Source organism: Streptomyces coacervatus (assembly GCF_029223485.1).
Classification (GTDB): domain Bacteria; phylum Actinomycetota; class Actinomycetes; order Streptomycetales; family Streptomycetaceae; genus Streptomyces; species Streptomyces coacervatus.
The window spans coordinates 283,139-306,486 of the sequence record NZ_JARHTP010000001.1; the positions used below are offsets into that span (position 1 = coordinate 283,139).

The 23,348-nt window shown below is 70.6% G+C and carries 19 protein-coding genes; 18 read left to right on the plus strand and 1 reads right to left on the minus strand.

The window, feature by feature from the left end:
* Positions 1-81: 81 nt before the first annotated feature.
* The 18 genes from P2Q00_RS01290 (at position 82) to P2Q00_RS01375 (ending at position 21,850) form a co-directional block, all read left to right on the plus strand.
* Positions 82-1,029, plus strand: a complete 948-nt coding sequence (locus tag P2Q00_RS01290) for a beta-ketoacyl-ACP synthase III (protein WP_275768619.1) — start codon at positions 82-84, stop codon at positions 1,027-1,029.
* Between the two features lie 139 nt (positions 1,030-1,168).
* Positions 1,169-1,846: a GntR family transcriptional regulator gene (locus tag P2Q00_RS01295; protein ID WP_275768620.1), complete on the plus strand. Its 678-nt coding sequence runs from the start codon at positions 1,169-1,171 to the stop codon at positions 1,844-1,846.
* A 142-nt stretch (positions 1,847-1,988) separates the two neighbouring features.
* Positions 1,989-3,170 carry an ROK family protein gene (locus P2Q00_RS01300; protein ID WP_275769448.1) on the plus strand — a complete coding sequence of 394 codons (1,182 nt, stop codon included), beginning with the start codon at positions 1,989-1,991 and terminating at the stop codon, positions 3,168-3,170.
* A gap of 132 nt (positions 3,171-3,302) precedes the next feature.
* Positions 3,303-4,820 (plus strand): sugar ABC transporter ATP-binding protein, encoded by a 1,518-nt coding sequence (locus P2Q00_RS01305; protein WP_275768622.1) that lies wholly within the window; start codon positions 3,303-3,305, stop codon positions 4,818-4,820.
* Positions 4,817-5,836 (plus strand): ABC transporter permease, encoded by a 1,020-nt coding sequence (locus P2Q00_RS01310; RefSeq protein WP_275768624.1) that lies wholly within the window; start codon positions 4,817-4,819, stop codon positions 5,834-5,836. Before P2Q00_RS01305 ends, P2Q00_RS01310 begins: the two co-directional genes overlap by 4 nt.
* Before the next feature lie 40 nt (positions 5,837-5,876).
* The gene (locus P2Q00_RS01315) at positions 5,877-6,917 is read left to right on the plus strand and encodes a substrate-binding domain-containing protein (protein WP_275768626.1); all 1,041 of its coding nucleotides are present in this window, start codon (positions 5,877-5,879) and stop codon (positions 6,915-6,917) included.
* 59 nt (positions 6,918-6,976) lie between these two features.
* A complete protein-coding gene (locus P2Q00_RS01320) occupies positions 6,977-8,185 on the plus strand; it encodes a Gfo/Idh/MocA family protein (protein WP_275768628.1) in 1,209 nt (402 codons plus the stop codon).
* A gap of 39 nt (positions 8,186-8,224) precedes the next feature.
* On the plus strand, positions 8,225-9,223 hold the full coding sequence (locus tag P2Q00_RS01325) for a sugar phosphate isomerase/epimerase family protein (protein ID WP_275768630.1): 999 nt from the start codon (positions 8,225-8,227) through the stop codon (positions 9,221-9,223).
* Positions 9,224-9,308: 85 nt separating this feature from the next.
* Positions 9,309-11,801: a carbohydrate-binding protein gene (locus P2Q00_RS01330; RefSeq protein WP_275768631.1), complete on the plus strand. Its 2,493-nt coding sequence runs from the start codon at positions 9,309-9,311 to the stop codon at positions 11,799-11,801.
* A 15-nt stretch (positions 11,802-11,816) separates the two neighbouring features.
* Positions 11,817-13,154, plus strand: coding sequence for a ThuA domain-containing protein (locus P2Q00_RS01335; protein WP_275769451.1), 1,338 nt, complete (start codon positions 11,817-11,819; stop codon positions 13,152-13,154).
* 105 nt (positions 13,155-13,259) lie between these two features.
* Positions 13,260-14,513 carry an inositol-3-phosphate synthase gene (locus P2Q00_RS01340; RefSeq protein ID WP_275768632.1) on the plus strand — a complete coding sequence of 418 codons (1,254 nt, stop codon included), beginning with the start codon at positions 13,260-13,262 and terminating at the stop codon, positions 14,511-14,513.
* Positions 14,510-15,565 carry an SCO3242 family prenyltransferase gene (locus tag P2Q00_RS01345; protein ID WP_425579679.1) on the plus strand — a complete coding sequence of 352 codons (1,056 nt, stop codon included), beginning with the start codon at positions 14,510-14,512 and terminating at the stop codon, positions 15,563-15,565. Before P2Q00_RS01340 ends, P2Q00_RS01345 begins: the two co-directional genes overlap by 4 nt.
* Positions 15,562-16,551, plus strand: coding sequence for a sugar phosphate isomerase/epimerase family protein (locus P2Q00_RS01350; RefSeq protein ID WP_275768634.1), 990 nt, complete (start codon positions 15,562-15,564; stop codon positions 16,549-16,551). The genes P2Q00_RS01345 and P2Q00_RS01350 overlap by 4 nt, the downstream gene beginning before the upstream one ends.
* Positions 16,548-17,273, plus strand: a complete 726-nt coding sequence (locus P2Q00_RS01355; protein ID WP_275768636.1) for an EboA domain-containing protein — start codon at positions 16,548-16,550, stop codon at positions 17,271-17,273. The genes P2Q00_RS01350 and P2Q00_RS01355 overlap by 4 nt, the downstream gene beginning before the upstream one ends.
* Positions 17,273-18,121, plus strand: a complete 849-nt coding sequence (locus tag P2Q00_RS01360; protein WP_275768637.1) for a TatD family hydrolase — start codon at positions 17,273-17,275, stop codon at positions 18,119-18,121. Before P2Q00_RS01355 ends, P2Q00_RS01360 begins: the two co-directional genes overlap by 1 nt.
* A 3-nt stretch (positions 18,122-18,124) precedes the next feature.
* Complete coding sequence (gene eboE / locus P2Q00_RS01365; RefSeq protein ID WP_275768639.1) at positions 18,125-19,294, plus strand: metabolite traffic protein EboE; 1,170 nt, start codon at positions 18,125-18,127, stop codon at positions 19,292-19,294.
* A complete protein-coding gene (locus P2Q00_RS01370; protein WP_275768640.1) occupies positions 19,291-20,730 on the plus strand; it encodes an alkaline phosphatase family protein in 1,440 nt (479 codons plus the stop codon). Before eboE ends, P2Q00_RS01370 begins: the two co-directional genes overlap by 4 nt.
* An 88-nt stretch (positions 20,731-20,818) precedes the next feature.
* Positions 20,819-21,850, plus strand: a complete 1,032-nt coding sequence (locus tag P2Q00_RS01375; RefSeq protein WP_275768641.1) for a sugar phosphate isomerase/epimerase family protein — start codon at positions 20,819-20,821, stop codon at positions 21,848-21,850.
* 90 nt (positions 21,851-21,940) lie between these two features.
* Here the strand turns inward: P2Q00_RS01375 and P2Q00_RS01380 are convergent, their stop codons facing one another.
* Positions 21,941-23,347, minus strand: coding sequence for an OFA family MFS transporter (locus P2Q00_RS01380; protein WP_275768642.1), 1,407 nt, complete (start codon positions 23,345-23,347; stop codon positions 21,941-21,943).
* Position 23,348: the final 1 nt, after the last annotated feature.

Genomic DNA, 23,348 nt, shown 5'->3' on the forward strand with positions numbered 1-23,348 from the left:
CGCCTCGGCTGCCGCCGTACCGGTGAGTCACTGATCAGACTGGTGGATCCCGCTACCCAAGGCAACGAGGGGGACCACCCAATGAACGGCTCGCGCATCGCCGCCGTCGGCCACTACCAGCCCGCCAAGGTACTCACCAACGAGGACCTGGCGGGCCTGGTCGACACCAGTGACGAGTGGATCACGTCCCGGGTGGGCATCCGCACACGCCACATCGCCGGACCCGACGAGCCGGTCGACGAGCTCGCCGCGCACGCCGCCGCCAAGGCGCTCGCGGCCGCGGGCCTCGCGCCCGGCGACATCGACCTGGTGCTGGTCGCCACGTCCACCGCCGTCGACCGCTCGCCCAACATGGCCGCCCGGGTCGCCGCCCGGCTCGGCATCCCCTCGCCCGCCGCGATGGACGTCAACGTCGTCTGCGCCGGGTTCACCCACGCCCTGGCCACCGCCGACCATGCGGTACGGGCGGGCGCCTCGACCCGGGCGCTGGTCATCGGCGCCGACAAGATGTCCGACGTGACCGACTGGAGCGACCGCACCACCTGCGTGCTCGTCGGCGACGGTGCGGGGGCCGCCGTGGTCGAGGCCTGCGCTCCGGGTGAGGAGTCCGGAATCGGGCCCGTGCTGTGGGGCTCGGTGCCCGAGATGGGGCACGCCGTACGGATCGAGGGCACGCCCGCGCGGTTCGCCCAGGAGGGGCAGAGCGTCTACCGCTGGGCGACCACCCAGCTGCCGCCCATCGCACGCAAGGCCTGCGAACGCGCCGGGCTCGCGCCCGAGGACCTCGCCGGAGTCGTGCTGCACCAGGCGAACCTGCGCATCATCGAGCCCCTCGCCGAGAAGCTGGGTGCCGTCAACGCCGTCGTCGCACGGGATGTCGCCGAGTCCGGGAACACTTCGGCGGCGAGCATCCCGCTCGCGTTCTCCAAGCTCGTCGAGCAGGGCGCCGTCTCCGCCGGGGACCCGGTGCTGCTGTTCGGCTTCGGCGGGAACCTGTCGTACGCCGGACAGGTCGTCCGCTGCCCGTGACCTGCGGCTTCGGCCCGATGTGACGCAGTCGACCCCCCGTACCACTGGCCGCTGTGCGCCGTAGACTGTAGACGAAAGACAATCCATACTGGCTTTTCGGCTGCAGTTGCTCCGCGCCGCTCAGAAGGGGGACCGACCGATGTTGTCGACAGGACTGCCGCAGGGCGCAGTGCCCAAGCTCGAACGGCCCGGCCCGCTGCGCGACCGCGTCTACGAGGCGCTCCTCGAACTGATCACCACGCGCGCCCTGCAGCCCGGCCAGCACCTCGTCGAGAGCGAACTCGCAGGCCACCTCGGTGTGTCCCGCCAGCCGGTGCGCGAGGCGCTGCAGCGGCTGAACACCGAGGGGTGGGTCGATCTGCGGCCCGCCCAGGGCGCGTTCGTGCACGAGCCCACGGAGGAGGAGGCCGACCAACTCCTCACCGTCCGCACGCTGTTGGAGGCCGAAGCGGCCCGGCTCGCCGCCGCCAACGCGGGCAGCGCCGGCATCTCGGTGCTTCAGGAGCTGTGCGCCGAGGGCGAGAAGGCCGTCGCCGCGGACGACGTGGACGGCGCCGTCACGATGAACGCCCGCTTCCACACGAAGATCATGGAGCTGGCCGGGAACGCGGTCCTCGCCGAACTAGCGGCCCAGGTCGACCGCCGGGTGCGCTGGTATTACACGCCGATCGCCCGGCAGCGCGGACAGCAGTCCTGGACCGAGCACCGGGAGCTGATCGCCGCGATCTCCGACCGTGACGAGCAGCGGGCCACACAGCTGATGCGGGAGCACACGGAGCACACGCGGCGGTCGTATCACGACCGCGCCAAGTCCTGACCCCACCCTTTGTCCTGTCAGTGGAGAAAGTCGGCAGCAATTCGTGCACAGATTCTTCCCAGGTTCGGCGACCGCTGCTACGTTCCCCTCGAAAGCCCGAACAATGGTGGCCGATTGAGGCGGGGAGGGGCTCGTGAGACGCATGACGGCGCGACCCGCGAACGCCCATCAGGCCAAGCTGCTCAAGCTGCTGCGTGACGGAGGGCCCAACTCCCGTGCACAGCTGGGCGATCAGGTCGACCTGTCACGGTCCAAGCTGGCCGTGGAGGTGGACCGGCTGCTGGACACGAGCCTGGTCGTGGCCGACGGACTCGCCGCCTCCCGCGGCGGCCGCCGCTCCCACAACATCCGGCTCAACCCGGAACTGCGCTTCCTCGGCGTCGACATCGGCGCGACCTCGGTCGACGTCGCCGTCACCAACGCCGAACTGGAGATCCTCGGACACCTCAACCAGCCCATGGACGTACGCGAAGGCCCGGTCGCGGTCTTCGAGCAAGTCCTGTCCATGGCAGCGAAGTTGAAGGACTCGGGGCTCGCGGAGGGTTTCGACGGCGCCGGCATCGGCGTCCCCGGACCGGTCCGCTTCCCCGAGGGCGTACCGGTGGCTCCGCCGATCATGCCGGGCTGGGACGGCTTCCCCGTACGGGAGGCGCTCAGCCAGGAACTCGGCTGCCCGGTCATGGTCGACAACGATGTGAACCTGATGGCGATGGGGGAGATGCACGCGGGCGTCGCACACTCCGTGGGCGACTTCCTGTGCGTCAAGATCGGCACCGGTATCGGCTGCGGCATCGTCGTCGGCGGTGAGGTCCACCGCGGGGTGACGGGCAGTGCGGGCGACATCGGGCACATCCAGGCCGTGCCCGACGGCCGCCCGTGCGCCTGTGGCAACCGGGGCTGTCTGGAAGCCCACTTCAGCGGGGCGGCCCTCGCCCGGGACGCCGTGGAAGCGGCCCAGCAGGGGCTGTCGGAGGAACTCGCCTCGCGGCTCGCCGCGAACGGCACCCTCACCGCCGTCGACGTCGCGGCCGCGGCCGCCGCCGGTGACGCCACCGCCCTCGACCTGATCCGCGAGGGCGGCAACCGGACCGGCCAGGTCATCGCCGGACTGGTCTCCTTCTTCAATCCCGGCCTGGTGGTGATCGGCGGCGGGGTGACCGGCCTCGGCCACACCCTGCTCGCCGCGATCCGCACCCAGGTCTACCGCCAGTCGCTGCCCCTCGCGACGGGCAACCTGCCCATCGTGCTGGGGGAGTTGGGCCCCACCGCCGGAGTGATCGGCGCGGCCCGCCTCATCAGCGACCACCTCTTCTCGCCCGCGTGACCAACCCGTTCTCGCCCGCGCAACCAACCCCCCTTTGAAGATCACCAGTACGGCGTCCTGCTTCGCCCTGCTCTGAAAACGCCTGCCCGAAAACGCCCTGAAACCGGCCCGCACGCCCGCCAAGGGGACCTCATGGCACCAGAATCACCGCTGCTCAGCATGTCCGGCATCACCAAGTCGTTCCCCGGAGTCCGGGCCCTCGACGGCGTCGACCTCGACGTCCAGGCCGGCGAAGTGCACTGCCTGCTCGGCCAGAACGGCGCCGGCAAGTCCACCCTCATCAAGGTCCTGGCCGGCGCCCACGAGCCCGACACCGGCACCATCCGCTGGCACGGGGAGGAGGTCACCCTCCGCTCGCCGATCGCCGCCATGCGCCTGGGCATCGCCACCATCTACCAGGAACTCGACCTGGTGGAGCACCTGTCGGTGGCCGAGAACGTCCACCTCGGCCATGAGCCGACGGCCGCCGGTTTCGTCGTACGGCGAAAGACGGCCCGGGCATCAACAGGCCTGTTGCTCAAGCGACTTGGGCACCCGGAGATCGACCCGGCCCGGCTCGTCGGGGAGTTGTCGGCGGCCCACCGGCAGATCGTGTCCATGGCCCGCGCGCTCTCCCACGACGTACGGCTCATCGTGATGGACGAGCCGTCCGCCGCCCTCGACCCGGACGAGGTCGACAACCTCTTCCGCATCGTCGGCGACCTGACCGCCGAAGGGGTCGCGGTCGTCTATATCTCCCACCGCCTGGAGGAGATCCGCCGCATCGGCGACCGGGTGACCGTGCTGAAGGACGGGCGCGCGGTCGCGGGCGGACTGCCGGCGAAGTCGACGCCGACGCGGGAGGTGGTCGCGCTGATGACGGGCCGCAATGTCGAGTACATCTTCCCGGAGCGGCCGGCCTCGGGTGCCAACGGCGCGCCCGTGCTGGAGGTCCAACGGCTGGCCCGGGAGGGGGAGTTCGCGCCCTTCGACCTGGAGGTGCGGCCGGGCGAGATCGTCGGTCTCGCCGGGCTGGTCGGCTCGGGACGCTCGGAGATCCTGGAGACGATCTACGGCGCCCGCAAGCCCAGTGCCGGTCAAGTCCGCGTCGACGGGCGGGTGTTGCGGCCGGGGAGTGTGCGGGCCGCCGTCCGTGCCGGGCTCGGGCTCGCCCCCGAGGAGCGCAAGGCGCAGGCCCTGCTGATGCTGGAGTCCGTCACCCGGAACGTCTCGGTCTCCTCCATGTCCCGCTTCTCGCACGGGGGTTGGATCGACCGGGGCGCGGAGAAGGGGGCGGCGCGGGCGGCGACGCGCGAGCTGTCGCTGCGGCCCGACAACCCGTCCGTGCCGATCCGCACCCTCTCCGGCGGCAACCAGCAGAAGGCCGTACTGGCCCGCTGGCTGCTGCGCGGCTGCCGCGTCCTGCTGCTCGACGAACCGACCCGAGGCGTCGACGTCGGCGCCCGCGCCGAGCTGTACGCGGTGATCCGCCGCCTCGCCGACGAGGGCCTGGCCGTGCTGCTGGTCTCCAGCGAGGTCCCCGAGGTGCTCGGCCTCGCCGACCGCGTCCTGGTGCTCCGCGAGGGCCGCGTCGTCCACAGCGCGCCCGCCCGCGAGCTCGACGAACACCGCGTACTCGACCTGGTCATGGAAGGAAGCCCGGCGTCATGACGCAGCACGCCTCCCCGCCACGGGACAACACCGACAAGGTGCCCTCGGTCGGCCAACTCCCCGTCTGGCGCGGTCTGTTGGCCCACGCCGACGTCCGCACCCTCTCCCTCCTCGGCGTCCTCGTCGCGCTGATCCTCATCGGCGGGATCACCAAGCCCGACGAGTTCCTGGACACCCGCAACCTCCAACTGGTCCTCACCCAGGCCTCGGTGATCGGCGTCGTCACCGTCGGCATGACCTTCGTCATCACCTCCGGCGGCATCGACCTGTCGGTCGGCGCGATCGTCGCCCTCTCCTCCGTGTGGGCGACGACGGTGGCCACCCAGGAGTACGGCTTCGCGGGCATCCTCTTCACCGCGCTGATCGTCGGCATCGGCTGCGGCCTGGTCAACGGACTGCTCATCGCATACGGCGGAATGGTCCCGTTCATCGCCACGCTCGCCATGCTGGCCTCGGCGCGCGGCCTCGCGCTGCAGATCACCGACGGCAAGACGCAGATCGTCACCGTCACCGGCATCCTCGACCTCGGCGAGCGCGACTCGTATGTGCTCGGCATCCCGCCGCTGGTCATCGTCTTCGCGGTCGTGACCGTCCTGGGCTGGCTGATCCTCAACCGCACCACCTTCGGCCGTCGCACGGTCGCCGTCGGCGGCAACGCGGAGGCGGCCCGGCTGGCCGGCATCGATGTCCGCCGCCAGCGCCTCTATCTGTATCTGCTGTCCGGGCTGTGCTGCGGCATCGCCGCCTTCCTGCTGATCATCCTGTCCGGCTCCGGCCAGAACACCAACGGGAACCTGTACGAGCTGGACGCGATCGCCGCCGCGATCATCGGCGGCACGCTGCTCAGCGGGGGGCGCGGCACCATCACCGGCTCCGTGCTCGGCGTCCTGATCTTCACCACGATCACCAACATCTTCGCCCTGAACAACCTGCAGAGCGACGTCCAGCAGATCGCCAAGGGCGCGATCATCGTGGCCGCCGTGCTGGTCCAGCGCCGTACCGCGAGCACGACCTGAGGAAAGGGTCAGTCACATGTCACATACCACTGCCGGTGCAATGTCACCTACCACCAGCCGCAGAGGGCTGCTCTTCGGCACCGCAGCCTTCTCCACCGCCGCTCTGCTCGCAGGTTGCACGAGTAACGAGACCAAGGACGAGAGCCCGGCCGCATCGGACCAGTCGGCCGCCGACGACAAGCCCGGCAAGCACGTCACCATCGGTTTCGCAGGCCCGCAGGCCGACCACGGCTGGCTCAACGCGATCAACGACAACGCCAAGAGCCGCGCCAAGAAGTACTCCGACGTCACCCTGGAGATCACCGAGGGCTCCAACGACACGGCCGCACAGATCGGCCAGATCGAGACCCTCATCAACAAGAAGGTGGACGTCCTGGTCGTGCTGCCCGCCGACGGCAAGGCGCTCACCCAGGTCGGGCTGAAGGCGATGCGCGCGGGCATCCCGGTCGTCAACCTCGACCGGGTCTTCAACTCCCCACAGGCGTACCGCTGTTGGATCGGCGGCGACAACTACGGCATGGGCCTCAACGCGGGCACCTACATCGGCGAGAAACTCAAGGGAAAGTCGAACGCCAAGGTCATCGAACTGGCCGGCCTGGACAACCTGGAGCTGACCAAGCAGCGCACCCAGGGCTTCGACGACGCGCTGAAGAACTACCCCAACATCAAGAAGGTGGCCCGTCAGGCCGCCGAGTTCACGGTCGAGTCCGGACAGGCCAAGATGGCCCAACTCCTGCAGGCCCAGCCCAACTTCGACGCCCTGTGGAACCACGACGACGACCAGGGCGTGGGCGCCCTGCGCGCCATCGAGCAGGCCGGCCGCGAAGGCTTCCTGATGGTCGGCGGCGCGGGCGCGCTCTCCGCCTTCCAGGCCATCAAGCAGGACAACGGCGTCCTGAAGGCGACCGTCCTCTATCCGCCGACGATGGCCGCGTCCGCCGTCGACCTGGCCCGCGCGCTGGGCCAGGGCAAGGGCGTCAGCGGCATGGCCGAGTTCGAGATACCCGCGTCGATCACGCTCTACTCGGCCGTCGTCGACAAGGACAACGTCGACCAGTACATGCCCACGGGCTTCCGCTGACGCACCCCGCCCCGCACCCCCCACGGCGCAATCACCACGAGGACGAGGAGGACATCCGTATGGGACAGCCCCAGCAGCCGGACGGATCCGAGGGCGCGAAGCCGCCGCTGCGCATAGGCATGGTCGGCTACGCGTTCATGGGCGCCGCCCACTCCCAGGGCTGGCGCACCGTGGGCCGCGTCTTCGACCTGCCCCGTCGCCCGGTCCTGGCCGCGATCTGCGGGCGCGACGCGGACGCCGTGCGCCGGGCTGCCGACCGGCATGGCTGGGCGGCGGCCGAGACCGACTGGCGGGACCTGATCGCCCGCGACGACATCGACCTCGTGGACATCTGCACCCCCGGCGACAGCCACGCCGAGATCGCCCTGGCCGCCCTCGCCGCCGGCAAGCACGTACTGTGCGAGAAGCCCCTCGCCAACACCGTCGAGGAGGCCTCCGCCATGACCGTGGCGGCCGAAGTGGCGTACAGACGTGGCCAGTTGGCGATGGTCGGATTCAACTACAGGCGGGTTCCCGCCACAGTGCTCGCCCGGAACATGGTCGCCGAGGGCAGGCTCGGCACCCTGCGTCACATCCGGGTGACGTACCTTCAGGACTGGCTCGTGGACCCGGAGTTCCCGCTCACCTGGCGGCTGCGTAAGGAGCTGGCGGGCTCGGGCGCGCTCGGCGACCTGGGCGCGCACATCGTCGACCTCGCGCAGTACGTCGCGGGCGAGCGGCTGGCGGGGGTGTCCGCCCTGACGGACACCTTCGTACGGGAACGCCCCTTGCCCGTAGGCGCCACCAGCGGCCTGTCCGCCGTCTCGTCCGCCGGTACCGGACAGGTCACCGTCGACGACGCCGCCCTGTTCACCGGCCGCTTCACCTCCGGCGCCCTCGCCTCATTCGAGGCCACCCGCTACGCGACCGGCCGCAAGAACGCCCTGCGCATCGAACTCAACGGTGAGCGCGGCTCGTTGGCCTTCGACCTGGAGCGCCTCAACGAGCTGTCGTACCACGACGGTACGGAGCCCGGTGCGCACGCCGGCTTCCGCCGCATCCTCGTCACCGAACCCGACCACCCCTACCTGGACGCCTGGTGGCCGCCGGGCCACGGCCTCGGCTACGAGCACACCTTCGTCCACCAGGCCCGCGACCTCGTCCACGCGATCGCCGAGGGCCGCCAACCCGAACCCTCCTTCGCCGACGGACTGCAGGTGCAGCGCGTGCTGGCAGCGGTGGAGGAGAGCGCCGAGAAGAACTCCGTCTACACGACCGTCGCCGTCTGAAGAGCCGTCTGAAGCGCCGTCCGAGGAAGGTTCGGAGAAATGCCGCGTAAGTTCACGCTCTTCACCGGCCAGTGGGCCGATCTGCCACTGGAGGAGGTCTGCCGCCTCGCCCGCGACTTCGGCTACGACGGACTGGAACTCGCCTGCTGGGGCGACCACTTCGAGGTCGACAAGGCGCTGACGGATCCTTCCTACCTGGACTCCAGGCACCAACTGCTGGACAAGTACGGCCTCAAGTGCTGGGCCGTTTCCAACCACCTGGTCGGGCAGGCCGTCTGCGACGCCATCATCGACGAACGCCACCAGGCCATTCTGCCGGGCGAGGTATGGGGCGACGGAGACCCGGAAGGGGTGCGGCGGCGCGCGGCGGACCGTATGCGGGACACCGCGCGGGCCGCGGCAGCCTTCGGAGTCGACACCGTCGTCGGCTTCACCGGCTCCGCCATCTGGCACCTGGTCGCCATGTTCCCGCCCGCCCCGGCGTCGATGATCGAGCGCGGCTACGAGGACTTCGCCGAACGCTGGAACCCGATCCTCGACGTCTTCGACCAGGAGGGCGTGCGATTCGCACACGAGGTCCACCCGAGCGAGATCGCCTACGACTACTGGACAACTCACCGCGCTCTGGCGGCAGTTGGCGGCCGAACCGCCTTCGGTCTGAACTTCGACCCCTCGCACTTCGTGTGGCAGGACCTCGACCCGGTCGGCTTCCTGTGGGACTTCCGCGACCGGATCTACCACGTCGACTGCAAGGAGGCCCGCAAACGCCTCGACGGCCGCAACGGCCGCCTCGGCTCCCACCTTCCCTGGGGCGACCCGCGCCGCGGCTGGGACTTCGTGTCCGCCGGCCACGGCGACGTGCCCTGGGAGGACGTCTTCAGGATGCTGCGCTCCATCGACTACCAGGGCCCGATCTCGGTCGAGTGGGAGGACGCCGGCATGGACCGGCTCCAAGGCGCACCCGAGGCCCTGACCCGACTGAAGGCATACGACTTCGAGCCGCCGTCGGCCTCCTTCGACGCGGCGTTCGGCAACTGACCGACCCGTCTGGCATCTCCGGGATGACGGCGCATCCCGGCGTTCTGCACCCGCCCGTACAACCGGCCCCACTCTGGAGGCACCCGTGCACGGGAACGACCGCACCACCAGCACCGCCAGAATCGAGACCCACAGACGACGCTTCCGCAGAGCCGTCGCCGTGCTCGGCGCCGCACTCCTCGCAGGCGCGTCGCTCAGCCTCACCGCACCCCAGGCCGGCGCAGCCGTCGCCGACGAGGGGACCGTTGCGGCGGAGGACTTCCAACAGGTCACCCTCGCCAAGGGCGAGCCGGAGGTCGGCGAGCCCATGTCCCTTGCGGTCCTCCCGGACCGCTCGGTCGTGCACACCTCGCGCGACGGCGAACTCCGCATCACCGACGCGGCAGGCAACACACACCTCGCGGGCAAGCTCGACGTCTACTCCCACGACGAGGAAGGCCTGCAAGGCGTCGGCGTGGACCCGGACTTCGCCACCAACCGCTTCATCTACCTCTACTACGCACCGCCGTTGAACACCCCGGCCGGCGACGCCCCCGAAACCGGCACCGCCGCCGACTTCGCGCCCTTCGACGGCGTCAACCGCCTCTCCCGCTTCGTCCTGAAGACCGACGGCACCCTCGACACGGCGAGCGAGACGAAGATCCTCGACATCCCGGCCTCCCGCGGCCTGTGCTGCCACGTCGGCGGCGACATCGACTTCGACGCGGCGGACAACCTGTACCTGTCGACGGGCGACGACACCAACCCCTTCCAGTCCGACGGCTACACCCCCATCGACGAGCGCGCCGACCGCAACCCGGCCTTCGACGCCCAGCGTTCGGCCGGCAACACCAACGACCTGCGCGGCAAGATCCTGCGCATCAAGGTGAACGCCGACGGCTCGTACTCGATCCCCGACGGCAACCTCTTCCCGCCCGGCACCGACAAGACGCGCCCCGAGATCTACGCGATGGGCTTCCGCAACCCGTTCCGCTTCAGCGTCGACAAGAAGACCGGCATCCTCTACGTCGGCGACTACGGCCCCGACGCGGGCGCCGCCGACCCGGCCCGTGGCCCCGCCGGCCAGGTCGAGTTCGCGCGGGTGACCGGCCCCGGCAACTTCGGCTGGCCTTACTGCACCGGCGCCAACGACCCATATGTGGACTACGACTTCGCGACCAAGACGTCCGGTGCCTCCTTCGACTGCAACGCCCCGAAGAACAACTCCCCGCACAACACCGGCCTCACGGACCTGCCCCCGGCCCAGCCCGCCTGGATCCCGTACAACGGCCCGTCCGTACCGGAGTTCGGCGACGGCTCGGAATCCCCGATGGGCGGCCCGGTCTACCACTACGACGCCTCGCTCGACTCGCCGGTGAAGTTCCCCGAGGCGTACGACGGGAACTTCTTCGCCGGAGAGTTCGGCCGCCGCTGGATCAAGCGGATCGTCAGCGACGGCAGCGGCACAGTGCAGTCGATCAACGCCTTCCCGTGGAAGGGCACCCAGGTGATGGACATGGCCTTCGGCCCCGACGGCGCCCTGTACGTCCTCGACTACGGCACCGCGTGGTTCGGCGGCAACGAGAACTCGGCCCTGTACCGCATCGAGAACGCCACCGATGGCCACTCACCGGTTCCGCAGGCGGCGGCGAGCAGGACCTCCGGACAGGCGCCGCTGAAGGTGCAGTTCTCCTCCGCGGGCACGTCCGACCAGGACGGCGACGCAGTCACATACAGCTGGGACTTCGGCGACGGCGGCAGGTCGACGGAGCCGAACCCGACGTACAAGTACAAGAAGAACGGCACCTACACCGCGACCCTGACCGCCAAGGACCCCTCCGGCCGCACCGGCAGTGCGAGCGTGCAGATCGTCGTCGGCAACACCGCACCCAAGGTGACGCTCGAACTCCCCCAGAACGGGAAGCTGTTCAGCTTCGGCGACCCGATCCCGTTCAAGGTGAAGGTCACCGACCCGGAGGACGGTGCGGCCGTCGACTGCTCCAAGGTCAAGGTCACCTTCATCCTGGGCCACGACACGCACGGCCACCCGCAGACCTCGGCGAACGGCTGCACCGGCACCATCCAGACCAGTGCCGACGGCGGCCACGACGAGGACGCCAACATCTTCGGAGTCCTCGACGCCGAGTACACCGACGGCGGAGGCGGCGGTCAGGCCCCGCTCACCTCGCACGACCAGAGCGTCCTGCAGCCCCGCCACCGCCAGGCCGAGCACTTCGGCAACGCCTCCGGCGTCTCCGTCATCACCAAGGGCACCGCGCACGGCGGCAGGACGGTCGGCGACATCGACAACGGCGACTGGATCTCCTTCACGCCGTACGTCCTGAGCAACGCCACGAAGATCACGGCGCGGGTCGCGTCAGGGGGCGCCGGCGGGACGCTGGAGGTCCGCGCGGGTTCCTCGACCGGCACCCTGCTGGGCAAGGCGAGCGTCCCGGTGACCGGCGGCTGGGAGAACTTCCAGGACGTCAGCACCGACCTGTCCCGCGCACCGAGGGGCACGACCACGCTCTACCTGGTCTTCAAGGGCGGCTCGGGCGCACTGTTCGACGTGGACGACTTCACCTTCACCACCGGCTAAGGGGAGGCGATCGTGATGCGCTCAACTGCGCGACTGGCAACCGCTGTTGTGGGTGCCGCGCTGGTCCTCGGCTGCGTCTCGGGTCCGGCCGTCTCACACAGTGCCGAGGGCAAGCGGGTGCTGGTCTTCTCCAAGACGGCCGGATTCCGGCACGACTCCATCCCTGACGGCGTCGAGGCGGTGAAACAGCTCGGCGAGAGCAGTGGCTTCGCCGTCGATGCGGCCGAGGACGCGGCGGCGTTCACCGCGCAGAACCTGCGGCGCTACGACGCGGTCGTGTTCCTGTCGACGACGGGAGACGCGCTCGACGTGGCCCAACAGAACGCCTTCGAGGGCTACATCCGGCACGGCGGCGGCTATGTCGGCATCCACGCCGCCGCCGACACCGAGTACGACTGGGCGTTCTACGGCGGCCTGGTCGGCGCCTACTTCCAGTCGCACCCGGCGATCCAGCCCGCGACGGTGAATGTCGAGGACCGCGCCCACCCGGCAACCTCGGGACTGGGGCCGACCTGGAACCGCACGGACGAGTGGTACAACTACCGCTCCGATCCCCGCGACCGGGTCCATGTCCTGGCCTCGCTCGACGAGTCCTCGTACACCGGCGGCACCATGAACGGCGACCATCCGATCGCCTGGTGCCAGAACTATCAGGGCGGCCGCGCCTTCTACACCGGCGGCGGCCACACCAAGGAGTCGTACACCGAACCCGCCTTCCGGCAGCACCTGTTGGGCGGCATCCGCTGGGCGATCGGCGACGCGCAGGCCGACTGCCGTGCGGAGAACGGCTATCGCACGCTGTTCGACAGCGGCTCCCTGGACGGCTGGAAGCAGGCAGGCCCGGGCACCTTCGCCCGTGACGACGACGGCACACTGACCTCGTCGGGCGGCATGGGCCTGCTCTGGTACGCGGCGTCGGACTTCGCCTCGTACTCGCTCAAGCTCGACTGGAAGATGGCCGGTGCGGACGGCGACGACAACTCCGGTGTGTTCGTGGGCTTCCCGCCCTCGGACGACCCGTGGTCGGCCGTGAACAACGGCTACGAGATCCAGATCGACGCCACCGACGTACCCGAGAAGACCACAGGGTCCGTCTACGGCTTCCAGTCCGCCGACCTGAAGAAGCGCGACCGAGCGCTGAACCCGCCGGGGGAGTGGAACACGTACGAGATCCGCGTGGAGGGCGAACGCCTCCGCGTCTGGCTCAACGGCGTGAAGATCAACGATTTCACCGGCACCGATCCGGCCCGGAGCCTGCGTGACGGACACATCGGCATCCAGAACCACGGAGCCGACGACCAGGTGTCCTTCCGCAACATCCGGATCAAGGAACTGCCCGTCAAGGGCAGCTGAGCGGCGGCGGGCGGGGGACGCCGGACCTCCGCCCGCCGTCTTCCCCTCCTCTGGGGCTCCCTCCTCTGGGGCCCACTCACGACGCGTTCGACAAGGAGGCTGCCCATGTCCGCGTCCGATTCCGTTTCCGTCTCCCAACAGCGCGTCGGCGTATGGCTGATCGGCGCCCGCGGCTCCGTCGCCACCACCGTCGTAGCGGGCTGGGCCGCCGTGACCGCGAGCCTTTACGCGCCGACGGGCCTGGTCACCGAGACGCCCCTGTTCGCCGGGGCCGGGCTGCCGCCCCTCGCTGCCCTCGTCTTCGGCGGACACGACACCCTGGACTGCCCCCTGGCCAAACGCGCGGAGGCGCTCGCAGCCGGAGGCGTCCTCCCGCCCGGCCTCCCCACCGCGGTCGCCTCCGAACTGGCCGCCGCCGACGGGGAGATCCGACCGGGCGGTCCCGTGGCGGGCGATGCGCGGACCGAGGAGGAGCTGATCACCTCCTTCGCCGCCGACATGCGCGAGTTCGTACGACGACTGCGCCTGGCCGGGGCGGTGGTGGTGAACGTGGCCTCCACCGAGCCCCCGGCCACGGGCCGGACCCTGCCACCCAGCTCCCTCTACGCGGCGGCGGCCCTGCGCGCGGGCTGCCCTTACGTCAACTTCACCCCGTCGACGGGCCTGCACCACCCGGCGCTCGCGGCCGCGACGGTATCGAGCGGTCTGCCGTACGCGGGCCGCGACGGCAAAACCGGCCAGACGCTGCTGCGCTCCGTCCTGGGCCCGATGTTCACGCAGCGCGCCCTGGCGGTGCGAGCCTGGTCCGGCACCAACCTGCTCGGCGGAGGTGACGGCGCCGCCTTGGCCGACCCGGCCGCCGCCGCGGCGAAGAACGCAGGCAAGGAACGCGTCCTCGCCGACACCCTCGCCACGACCCCCGAGGGCGAGGTCCACATCGACGACGTCCCCGCACTCGGCGACTGGAAGACCGCCTGGGACCACATCGCCTTCGACGGCTTCCTCGGCACCCGCATGATCCTCCAGACCATCTGGCAGGGCTGCGACTCGGCGCTGGCGGCCCCTCTCGTACTCGACCTGGTCCGCCTGGTGGCACGCGCTCAGGAGGCGGGGCTGTCCGGCCCACTCGGCGAGCTCGGCTTCTACTTCAAGGATCCGGTGGGGGAAGGTCCTTCGGCGTTGGCGGAGCAGTATGCGGCGCTGACGTGGTTTGCCGGGCGATTGGCGGGGGTGCGGGACGACGAGTCTGCGGGTGATCGGGGTGAGCGCGGTGTGCGCGGTGATCGGGGCGAGCGGGGTGATGGTTCCGGCCGTTCCGGTCGTGCCGATCGTTCCGGCCGACTGGGGGAGGGGAGGTGAGCGGGGGCGCCGTGACGGCGCGGCGGGCCTCCGAAGCGGGCGGGGCCGTCGCGGCGGGCAGGGTGCCGAGCCGGGAGCGGAGAAGCCCCGACCTCCCGAACCGCAGGCTCGCCTGGGCCGAACTCCTGCGCCTGCCGGCCCTGTTCACGGTTCCGGGGGACGCCCTCGCCGGCGCGGCAGCGACCGCCGCGACCCCGAACCACCGCACCCTGCTCGCCATCGGTTCCTCCCTTTGCCTCTACGAAGCCGGCATGGCCCTCAACGACTGGGCGGACCGCGAGGAGGATGCCGCCGAACGCCCCCACCGTCCCCTCCCTTCCGGCCGTATCCACCCGACCGCCGCCCTGTCCACGGCCGGCGCCCTCACCGGGGCCGGACTCGCCCTCGCCGCCCGCGCAGGCCGCCCGGCACTGGCAGTCGCCGCGCCCCTCGCGGCCACGGTCTGGGCATACGACCTCGCCCTGAAGCACACCCCGGCAGGACCTGTGGCCATGGCCGCGGCCCGCGGACTGGACCTGCTCCTCGGTGCCGCCGCCACAACGGGCCGCCCCTGTGAGGCGCTGGGTTCCGCGGCACTCCTCGGCACGCACACCCTCGCGGTGACGGCCGTGTCCCGCCAGGAGACGAGAGGCGGCTCGCCCGTGGCACCCCTGGCCGCCCTCGCCGCCACCGGCCTGCTGACCCGGCTGGTCACACGCCGGACTCCCCGACCTCCGGCGGGCCGACGGGAAGCAGCCGCCCGCAACCGCCTCGCATCCGGTGCCGGCCCATGGAGTCGGCCGGAGGACGGCCCCGCACCGCAACCCGCTGCCGCAGCTCTGCGCCTGGCGCTGGCCGCCGCCTACGCAGCCACCGCCGCCCGCCCCTACTTCCACGCCACCCTCAACCCGTCACCCCCACTCACCCAACGAGCAGTCACCGGCGGCATCCGCGCCACGATCCCCCTCCAGGCCGCGCTCACCGCACGCTCCGGCGCCGACGCCACCGCCCTGCTCATCGCGGCTCTCGCTCCGCTCGGCAGAAAGTTCGCGAGGACGGTGAGCGTCACATGAGCCCGGAAACCCGGCGCCCGCGTCTGGACAACAGCGGGGCGAGCAACCGACCCCGACGCCCCCACCCCGCCACCTCCCTCCGCTTCGGCTACGGCACCAACGGGCTCACCGACCTCCGTCTCGACGACGCCCTCGCCCTGCTCGCCGACCTCGGCTACGACGGCGTCGGGCTGACCCTCGACCACATGCACCTCGACCCGCTGGCACCCGGCCTCACCGCTCGCACCCACCGGCTTGCCGGGCGGCTGGACGCGCTCGGGCTGGACGTCACCGTGGAGACGGGCGCGCGCTATGTGCTCGACCCGCGGCGCAAGCACGGCCCTTCGCTGCTGGACCCGGATCCGGACGACCGGGCCCGACGCGTCGGCCTGCTGAGCCGCGCGGTCCAGGTCGCCGCCGATCTCGGTGCCCACGCCGTGCACTGCTTCAGCGGGCTCACACCGCCGGGGACGGACACCGACACGGCGTGGAAACGCCTGGCCGAGGCGCTCAACCCCGTCCTTGACGCCGCCGCCACCGCCGACGTGCCCCTCGCCGTCGAGCCCGAACCGGGCCACCTCCTGGCCACCCTCGCCGACTTCCACCGGCTCCGCCGCACCCTCGGCGCCCCGGAGCACCTCGGTCTGACCCTCGACATCGGTCACTGCCAGTGCCTCGAATCCCTCTCTCCCGCCGACTGCGTGCGCGCCGCAGCACCCTGGCTGCGGCACGTCCAGATCGAGGACATGCGCCGCGGCATCCACGAACACCTCCCTTTCGGAGACGGGGAGATCGACTTCCCGCCCGTCCTCGCGGCCCTGGCCGCGACCGGCTACCAGGGCCTGACCGTCGTCGAACTGCCCCGCCACTCCCACGCGGGCCCCCACTTCGCCGAACACTCCCTCCCGTTCCTGCGCCGAGCGGCCAGGACTGCCGCCGATCCGTCCGGCCTCGCCCCACCTCACGGCGATCCCTCCGCCACCCCCGAAGGGAGCAGCACCTCATGACGCACCCGCACTCCGCCTGGGACACCCCCGTGGCAGACCTCAGGGGCACCAGCCCCGCCCTCGCCCCGCCGGCCGACCTGCACGGCCACCTCATGGCACGTCTCGGCGGAGCCGCCCGTGACTGGCTGGACCGGGCCCTCGACGAGGCCGCCGCCCAGCCCGGCATCCACGGGCCCGTCACCGTATGGGAGTTGCGCCTCGCCGAGGCCGGACGCCGGTGCGGCCCCGAACACGCCGACGCCGCCCGTGTGCTGATCCTGCACGCCGCCCGCGCCGGCACGGACGCCGTCACCCGCGTCTACTTCCAGGGCACCGCCGCCGAGCGCCGCGCCGTCCTTTACGCCCTGCCCCACCTCGTCGCAGGCCCCGATGCCCTCCCGCTCGTCGAGGACGCCCTGCGCACCAACGACACCAGGCTCCTCGCCGCCGCCGTCGGCCCGTACGCCGCCCGGCACCTCGCCCCCCACCACTGGCGCCATGCCGTCCTGAAGTGCCTGTTCACCGGTGTGCCCGTCGACGAGATCACCGACCTGGACCGGCGCGCCCACGCGGACGTGGAACTCGCCCGGATGCTTGGCGACTACGCCGCCGAACGCACCGCCGCGGGCCGTCCCGTGCCCGAAGACCTGTACCGCGTCCTGACCCTGACCGACCCCACGGCCACCCCACCCGCGCCGGCCGCCCGACAAGGCGCGCGCGACAGCGACGCCAAGGAGTCCTGATGCGCATCTTCGACCCCCATATCCACATGACGTCCCGGACCACCGACGACTACCGGGCCATGCGCGCCGCGGGCGTCCGCGCCGTCGTCGAACCCGCCTTCTGGCTCGGCCAGCCCCGCACCTCACCCGCCTCCTTCTTCGACTACTTCGACTCCCTCCTGGGCTGGGAACCCTTCCGCGCCGCCCAGCACGGCATCGCCCACCACTGCACGCTCGCCCTCAACCCCAAGGAGGCGAACGACCCACGCTGCCTGCCCGTCCTCGACGAACTGCCCCGCTATCTCGTCAAGGACCAGGTCGTCGCCGTCGGCGAGATCGGCTACGACTCGATGACACCTGCCGAGGACACCGCCCTTGCCGCCCAGCTCCAGCTCGCCGCCGACCACGAACTGCCCGCGCTCGTCCACACCCCGCACCGCGACAAGCTCGCCGGCCTGCGCCGCACCCTCGACGTCGTGCGGGAGTCCGCACTGGTCACGGACCGCGTCCTGGTCGACCACCTCAACGAGACCACCGTCAAGGAGGCCAAGGACAGCGGCTGCTGGCTCGGCTTCTCCGTCTATCCCGACACCAAGATGGACGAGCAACGGACGGTCGCCATCCTGCGCGCGTACGGGACCGAGCAGATGCTCGTGAACTCCGCCGCCGACTGGGGCCGCAGCGATCCCCTCAAGACCCGCAGCGTCGGCGAATTGATGCTGGCCGAGGGCTTCACCGAGGACGAGGTCGACCGGGTGCTGTGGCGCAACCCCGTCGCCTTCTATGGGACCAGTGGCCGCCTGAACCTTGACGTGACAGTCACGGAAGCCACCCATGAAGGCAACTCCGTCCTGCGCGGCGGGGCGTGAGCCATGCGCTTCCGCCACCCCGACGGCTCGACCGTCCACCTCGCCTACTGCACCAATGTCCACCCGGCGGAAACCCTCGACGGCGTCCTCGCACAGCTCCGCGACCACTGCGAACCCGTCCGCCGCCGCCTCGGCCGCGACCGCATCGGCATCGGCCTGTGGCTCGCCAAGGACGCCGCGCACACCCTCGTCACCGACCCGTCCGCCCTGCGCGGCCTGCGCACCGAACTCGACCGGCGCGGCCTCGAGGTCGTCACCCTCAACGGCTTCCCCTATGAGGGCTTCGGCGCCGAGGAGGTCAAATACCGCGTGTACAGCCCGGACTGGGCCGATCCCGAACGCCTCGACCACACCACCGCCCTGGCCCGCGTCCTCGCCGGGCTCCTCCCCGACGACATCACCGAGGGCACCATCTCGACGCTGCCCCTGGCCTGGCGCACCGCCTATGACCAGGGCCGGGCAGAGAAGGCCCACGCGTCCCTCGCCACTCTCGCCGAACGCCTCGACGCCCTCGCCGCGTTGACCGGCCGCTCCATCCGCGTCGGCCTCGAACCCGAACCCGGCTGCGTCGTCGAAACCATCGGCGACGCCCTCGCCCCGCTCACCGCGATCGCCCACCACCGCATCGGCATCTGCGTCGACACCTGCCATCTCGCCACCTCCTTCGAAGATCCGCACACCGCCCTGGACGCGCTCACCACGGCCCGCGTCCCCGTCGTCAAATCCCAGCTCTCAGCCGCCCTGCACGCCGAACACCCCCATCGCAGCGAGGTCCGCGCAGCCCTCGCCGCCTTCGACGAACCCCGTTTCCTGCACCAGACCCGCACGGCCACCCCCGCCGGCCTGCGCGGCACCGACGACCTCGGCGAGGCCCTCGAATCCGACGCCCTGCCCGACGCGGCCCCCTGGCGCGCCCACTTCCACGTTCCGCTGCACGCGGCCCCCGTCGCGCCCCTCACCTCCACTCTTCCCGTACTCAAGGCCGCACTGACCCGGCTTGTCGGCGGCCCGCACCCGCTCACCCGCCACCTCGAAGGGGAGACCTACACCTGGCAGGCCCTGCCATCCGACCTGCGGCCCCGAGGCCGCACCCAGCTCGCCGACGGCATCGCCGCCGAACTCGCCCTCGCCCGCGACCTGTTGACCGACCTCGGCCTGAAGGAACTCCCATGAGCGCCCATCAAGCAGCCACGGGAACCGAACAGACCACCCCCGGCCCCGGGCGGACCGGTCCGGACCCCACCCCGCTACTCGTCCTCGACGTCGTCGGCCTCACCCCCCGTCTGCTCGACCACATGCCCCGACTCAAGGCGCTCGCCCAGTCCGGCTCCCGCGCCGCACTCGGCACCGTGCTGCCCGCCGTCACCTGCGCCGCCCAGTCCACCTTCCTCACCGGCACCCACCCCTCGGAGCACGGCATCGTCGGCAACGGCTGGTACTTCCGCGAGCTCGGCGACGTGCTCCTGTGGCGGCAGCACAACGGACTGGTCGCCGGAGACAGACTCTGGGACGCCGCCCGCCGCGCCCACCCCGGCTACACGGTCGCCAACATCTGCTGGTGGTACGCCATGGGCGCCAACACCGACATCACCGTCACCCCCCGTCCGATCTACTACGCCGACGGCCGCAAGGAACCCGACTGCTACACCCGGCCCCCGGCCCTGCACGACGAACTCACCGACAGACTCGGCACCTTCCCCCTCTTCCACTTCTGGGGCCCCGGCGCGGACCTGGTCTCCAGCCGGTGGATCGTCGACGCGACCCGCCACATCATGCGAACCCGGCATCCCGATCTGACGCTCTGCTACCTCCCTCACCTCGACTACGACCTGCAGCGCTTCGGCCCCGACGACCCGCGCTCCCTGAAGGCGGCCGCCGACCTCGACGCCGCCATGGCCCCGCTGCTGGACGATGCCCGCGCCGAGGGCCGTACCGTCGTCGCACTGTCCGAGTACGGGATCACGCGAGCCGACCGCCCCGTCGACATCAACCGGGCCCTGCGTCGCGCCGGCCTCCTCGAAGTGCACACGCAGGACGGCATGGAGTACCTCGACCCGATGGCGTCCCGCGCCTTCGCGGTCGCCGACCACCAGATCGCCCATGTCTACGTGCGCCGCCCCGAGGACCTGGAGGCCACGCGGGCAGCACTGGCAGACCTGCCCGGCGTCGACCAACTCCTCGACGACGAGGGCAAGAAGACCCATCACCTCGACCATCCGCGCTCCGGCGAGCTCGTCGCCGTGGCGGAGCCGGATGCCTGGTTCACGTACTACTACTGGCTCGACGACGACCGCGCGCCCGACTTCGCGCAGCTCGTCGAGATCCACCGCAAACCCGGCTACGACCCGGTCGAGTTGTTCATGGATCCGCTCGACCCCTACGTCAAGGTCAAGGCGGCAGCGGCGCTTGCCCGCAAGAAGCTGGGCCTGCGCTACCGGATGGCGGTCGTGCCCCTCGACCCGTCACCTATTCGAGGCAGCCACGGCCGCCTTCCCGCGAGCGACGACGACGGTCCGCTCCTCATCTGCTCCACCCCCCGCGCTGTCGGTGACCGCCTTGCGGCCACCGATGTGAAGTCACTCCTGCTCCAACTTGCCGGTCTCGCCTGACCGGTCCCGCAGGACCCGTCTTTTCCGACTGGTCACAAGTGAAGCACTCACCACTGACAACGCCCTCCGACACCGAGGAGTTCCAGGCATGAGCCGCACTTCCCAGACCGACCCCGAACTCACCCACCGCCTCACCAGACGAGGCATGCTCGGCGTGGCCGCGGGCGCCACCGCCGCCGCGCTGCTGGGCGCCGCCACGACCCCCGCCACCGCGGCCGAAGCCTCAGCCGTCGGCGGTGGACGTCCCGTCCTGCCGCCCGGCCGGCTCGGCATCCAGCTGTACAGCCTGCGCGACAAGGTCTCCACGCTGGGCTTCGCGCCCGTCTTCGCCGAGCTGGAGAAATACGGGTATGACGAGGTCGAGTTCGCCGGATACACCCAGGGCTCCGCGGGCCCCATCACCCTCGCCCGGCTCAGGCGGCTGGCGAAGGACCACGGGCTGACCCCGATCGGCAGCCACGTCGGCTACTACTCCAGCGACCCGAACGCCTACACCTTCGCCCAGAATCTCACCAAGGTCCTCGACGACGCAGAGGCCCTCGGCCTCAAGCACATCGGCACCGCATCGGGTCCGGGCCGCTACGGAAACACCGTCGACGCCTGGAAGCGGGCCGCCGAGGAGTTCAACGCCTACGGCGCGGCGGCGAAGGCCCGCGGCATGAAGTTCTACCAGCACAATCACTCCGACGAGTTCGCGTTCGCCACCGACAATCCCCAGGTCCGTCTCTACGACGTACTGCTTGCCGAGACCGATCCCGGCCTCGTGTACCTGGAGATGGACATCTTCTGGGCGTACGCGGGCCAGTTCCGCTTCTCGAAGCGGCCCGACGGCAGCCCCGCTCCCTTCGAACCCCTCGACTATGTGCTCAGGCAGCCCCACCGCTACCCGCTCTTCCACGTCAAGGACGGAGTGAGCGACCCGTCGAACCAGTTCGGCTACCGCATGGTCGACGTCGGCGACGGAGACATCGACTACCAGCGCTTCATCTCCGCCGTGACCCGGCTGCGCGGCGAGCGCCTCGCCCACCACTGGCAGACCGAACACGACCAGCCGGCCGAGTCGTTCACGTTCGCGCGCCGCTCCAGCGAGTACCTGCACTCGCTGCGGGAGAAGTGCTGACACCCCATCAGGAAGCCGTAGGAGCGCACACATGAGGCGGCCCTCCCCGCACCCGGGGAGGGCCGCCTCACGCGCGCGTGCCGTCACCCCTCAACCGGCGGGCTGCGGCTGGGGAGCCGGCGCATCCGAACTGCTGTGCCCCGGCTGTCGCAGCAGCAATGCGATCGCCGCCGCGATCATCGAGACGCCGCCGGCCAGCGCGTACGCCCCGTTGTAGCCCCAGGCTGCGACCACCATGGAGCCCAGGCCGCCGCCGAACAGACCGCTGACCAGCTTGCCGCTGTACACCAGCCCGTAGTTGGTGGCGTTGTAGTTCTCCCCGAAGTAGTCCGGGGTGAGCGCCGCGAACATCGGGTAGAAGGCGCCGCCGCCGAAGCCGGAGAGGAAGGCGAAGAACAGGAACAGCCATTCGCTCTTCATCTCGCCCGCCAGGATCACACCGAACTGGGCGATCCCCAGGACGACGATGACGAACACCAGGGTCGACTTGCGGCCCCACTTGTCGGACAGCCAGCCCACGACACCGCGGCCGACGCCGTTGATGACCGCCATGACACCCATCGAGGACGCCGCCACCAGCGGGCCGAAGCCGACCTCCTTGGCGTAGTCCACCTGGAAGGAGATCCCGAAGATCGACACTCCGGCGGTCATCACGATGGAGATCCACATCAGCGGCAGCATGCCCGTCCTGATGGCTTCCCTGGGCGTGTACTGCCTTGTCGCGGGCGGGTTCTTGGTGAGGCTCGGCGCGCTGTTCCGGGTTCCCGAGAACGTCAGCGGGTTGATGTCCGCGGGCCACCAGTTCTTCGGCGGGTCCTTGAAGAAGAACGCGCACCCGAAGACCACGATCATGATGTAGCAGCCGATCAGGTCCAGGACGCGGTGGTAGTTCCCGGTGTCGAAGGCGTAGTTGAAGATGAAGATGAACGGCAGCGACCCGTACGCGAAGCCGCCGTTGACGAAGCCGGTGCGGGCGCCGCGGCGCTCGGGGAACCACTTGCCGACCATGTTGATGCAGGTTGCGTAGACCAGGCCGGCGCCGAGCCCGCCGATGACACCGAAGCCCAGAATCGCCAGCCACACATTGCTCAGATGCGACAGGGCGAGGAATCCGACCAGGCACATCCCGGAGCCGACGTACATGGCCTTGCGGGCCGTCAGGATGCCCTTCTCGCGCAGCCAGCCCGCCGGGAAGGCGATGCCGGCCTGGAAGAACACCCAGACGCTGAGGATCCAGAAGGTGTTGGACTGCGTCCAGCCGTGCGCGTGGGACAGCGTGTCCTCCGCTGAGCCGTACGCGTACTCGAAGACGCTGATGGCCATCATGGCGATCCACGGGAGATACACCATGAACTGGCGGGAGTGGCCGAGGATGTCCCGGTCGGTCTCGCCGATGCGGTAGACACGGCCGCGCGAGTCGGTCACTTCACGGTAGGGACGGTGTGCGGCGTCGGGGTCTGCCGACGAGCTGCCGGCTGCGATGGGGTCCGCGGTCATG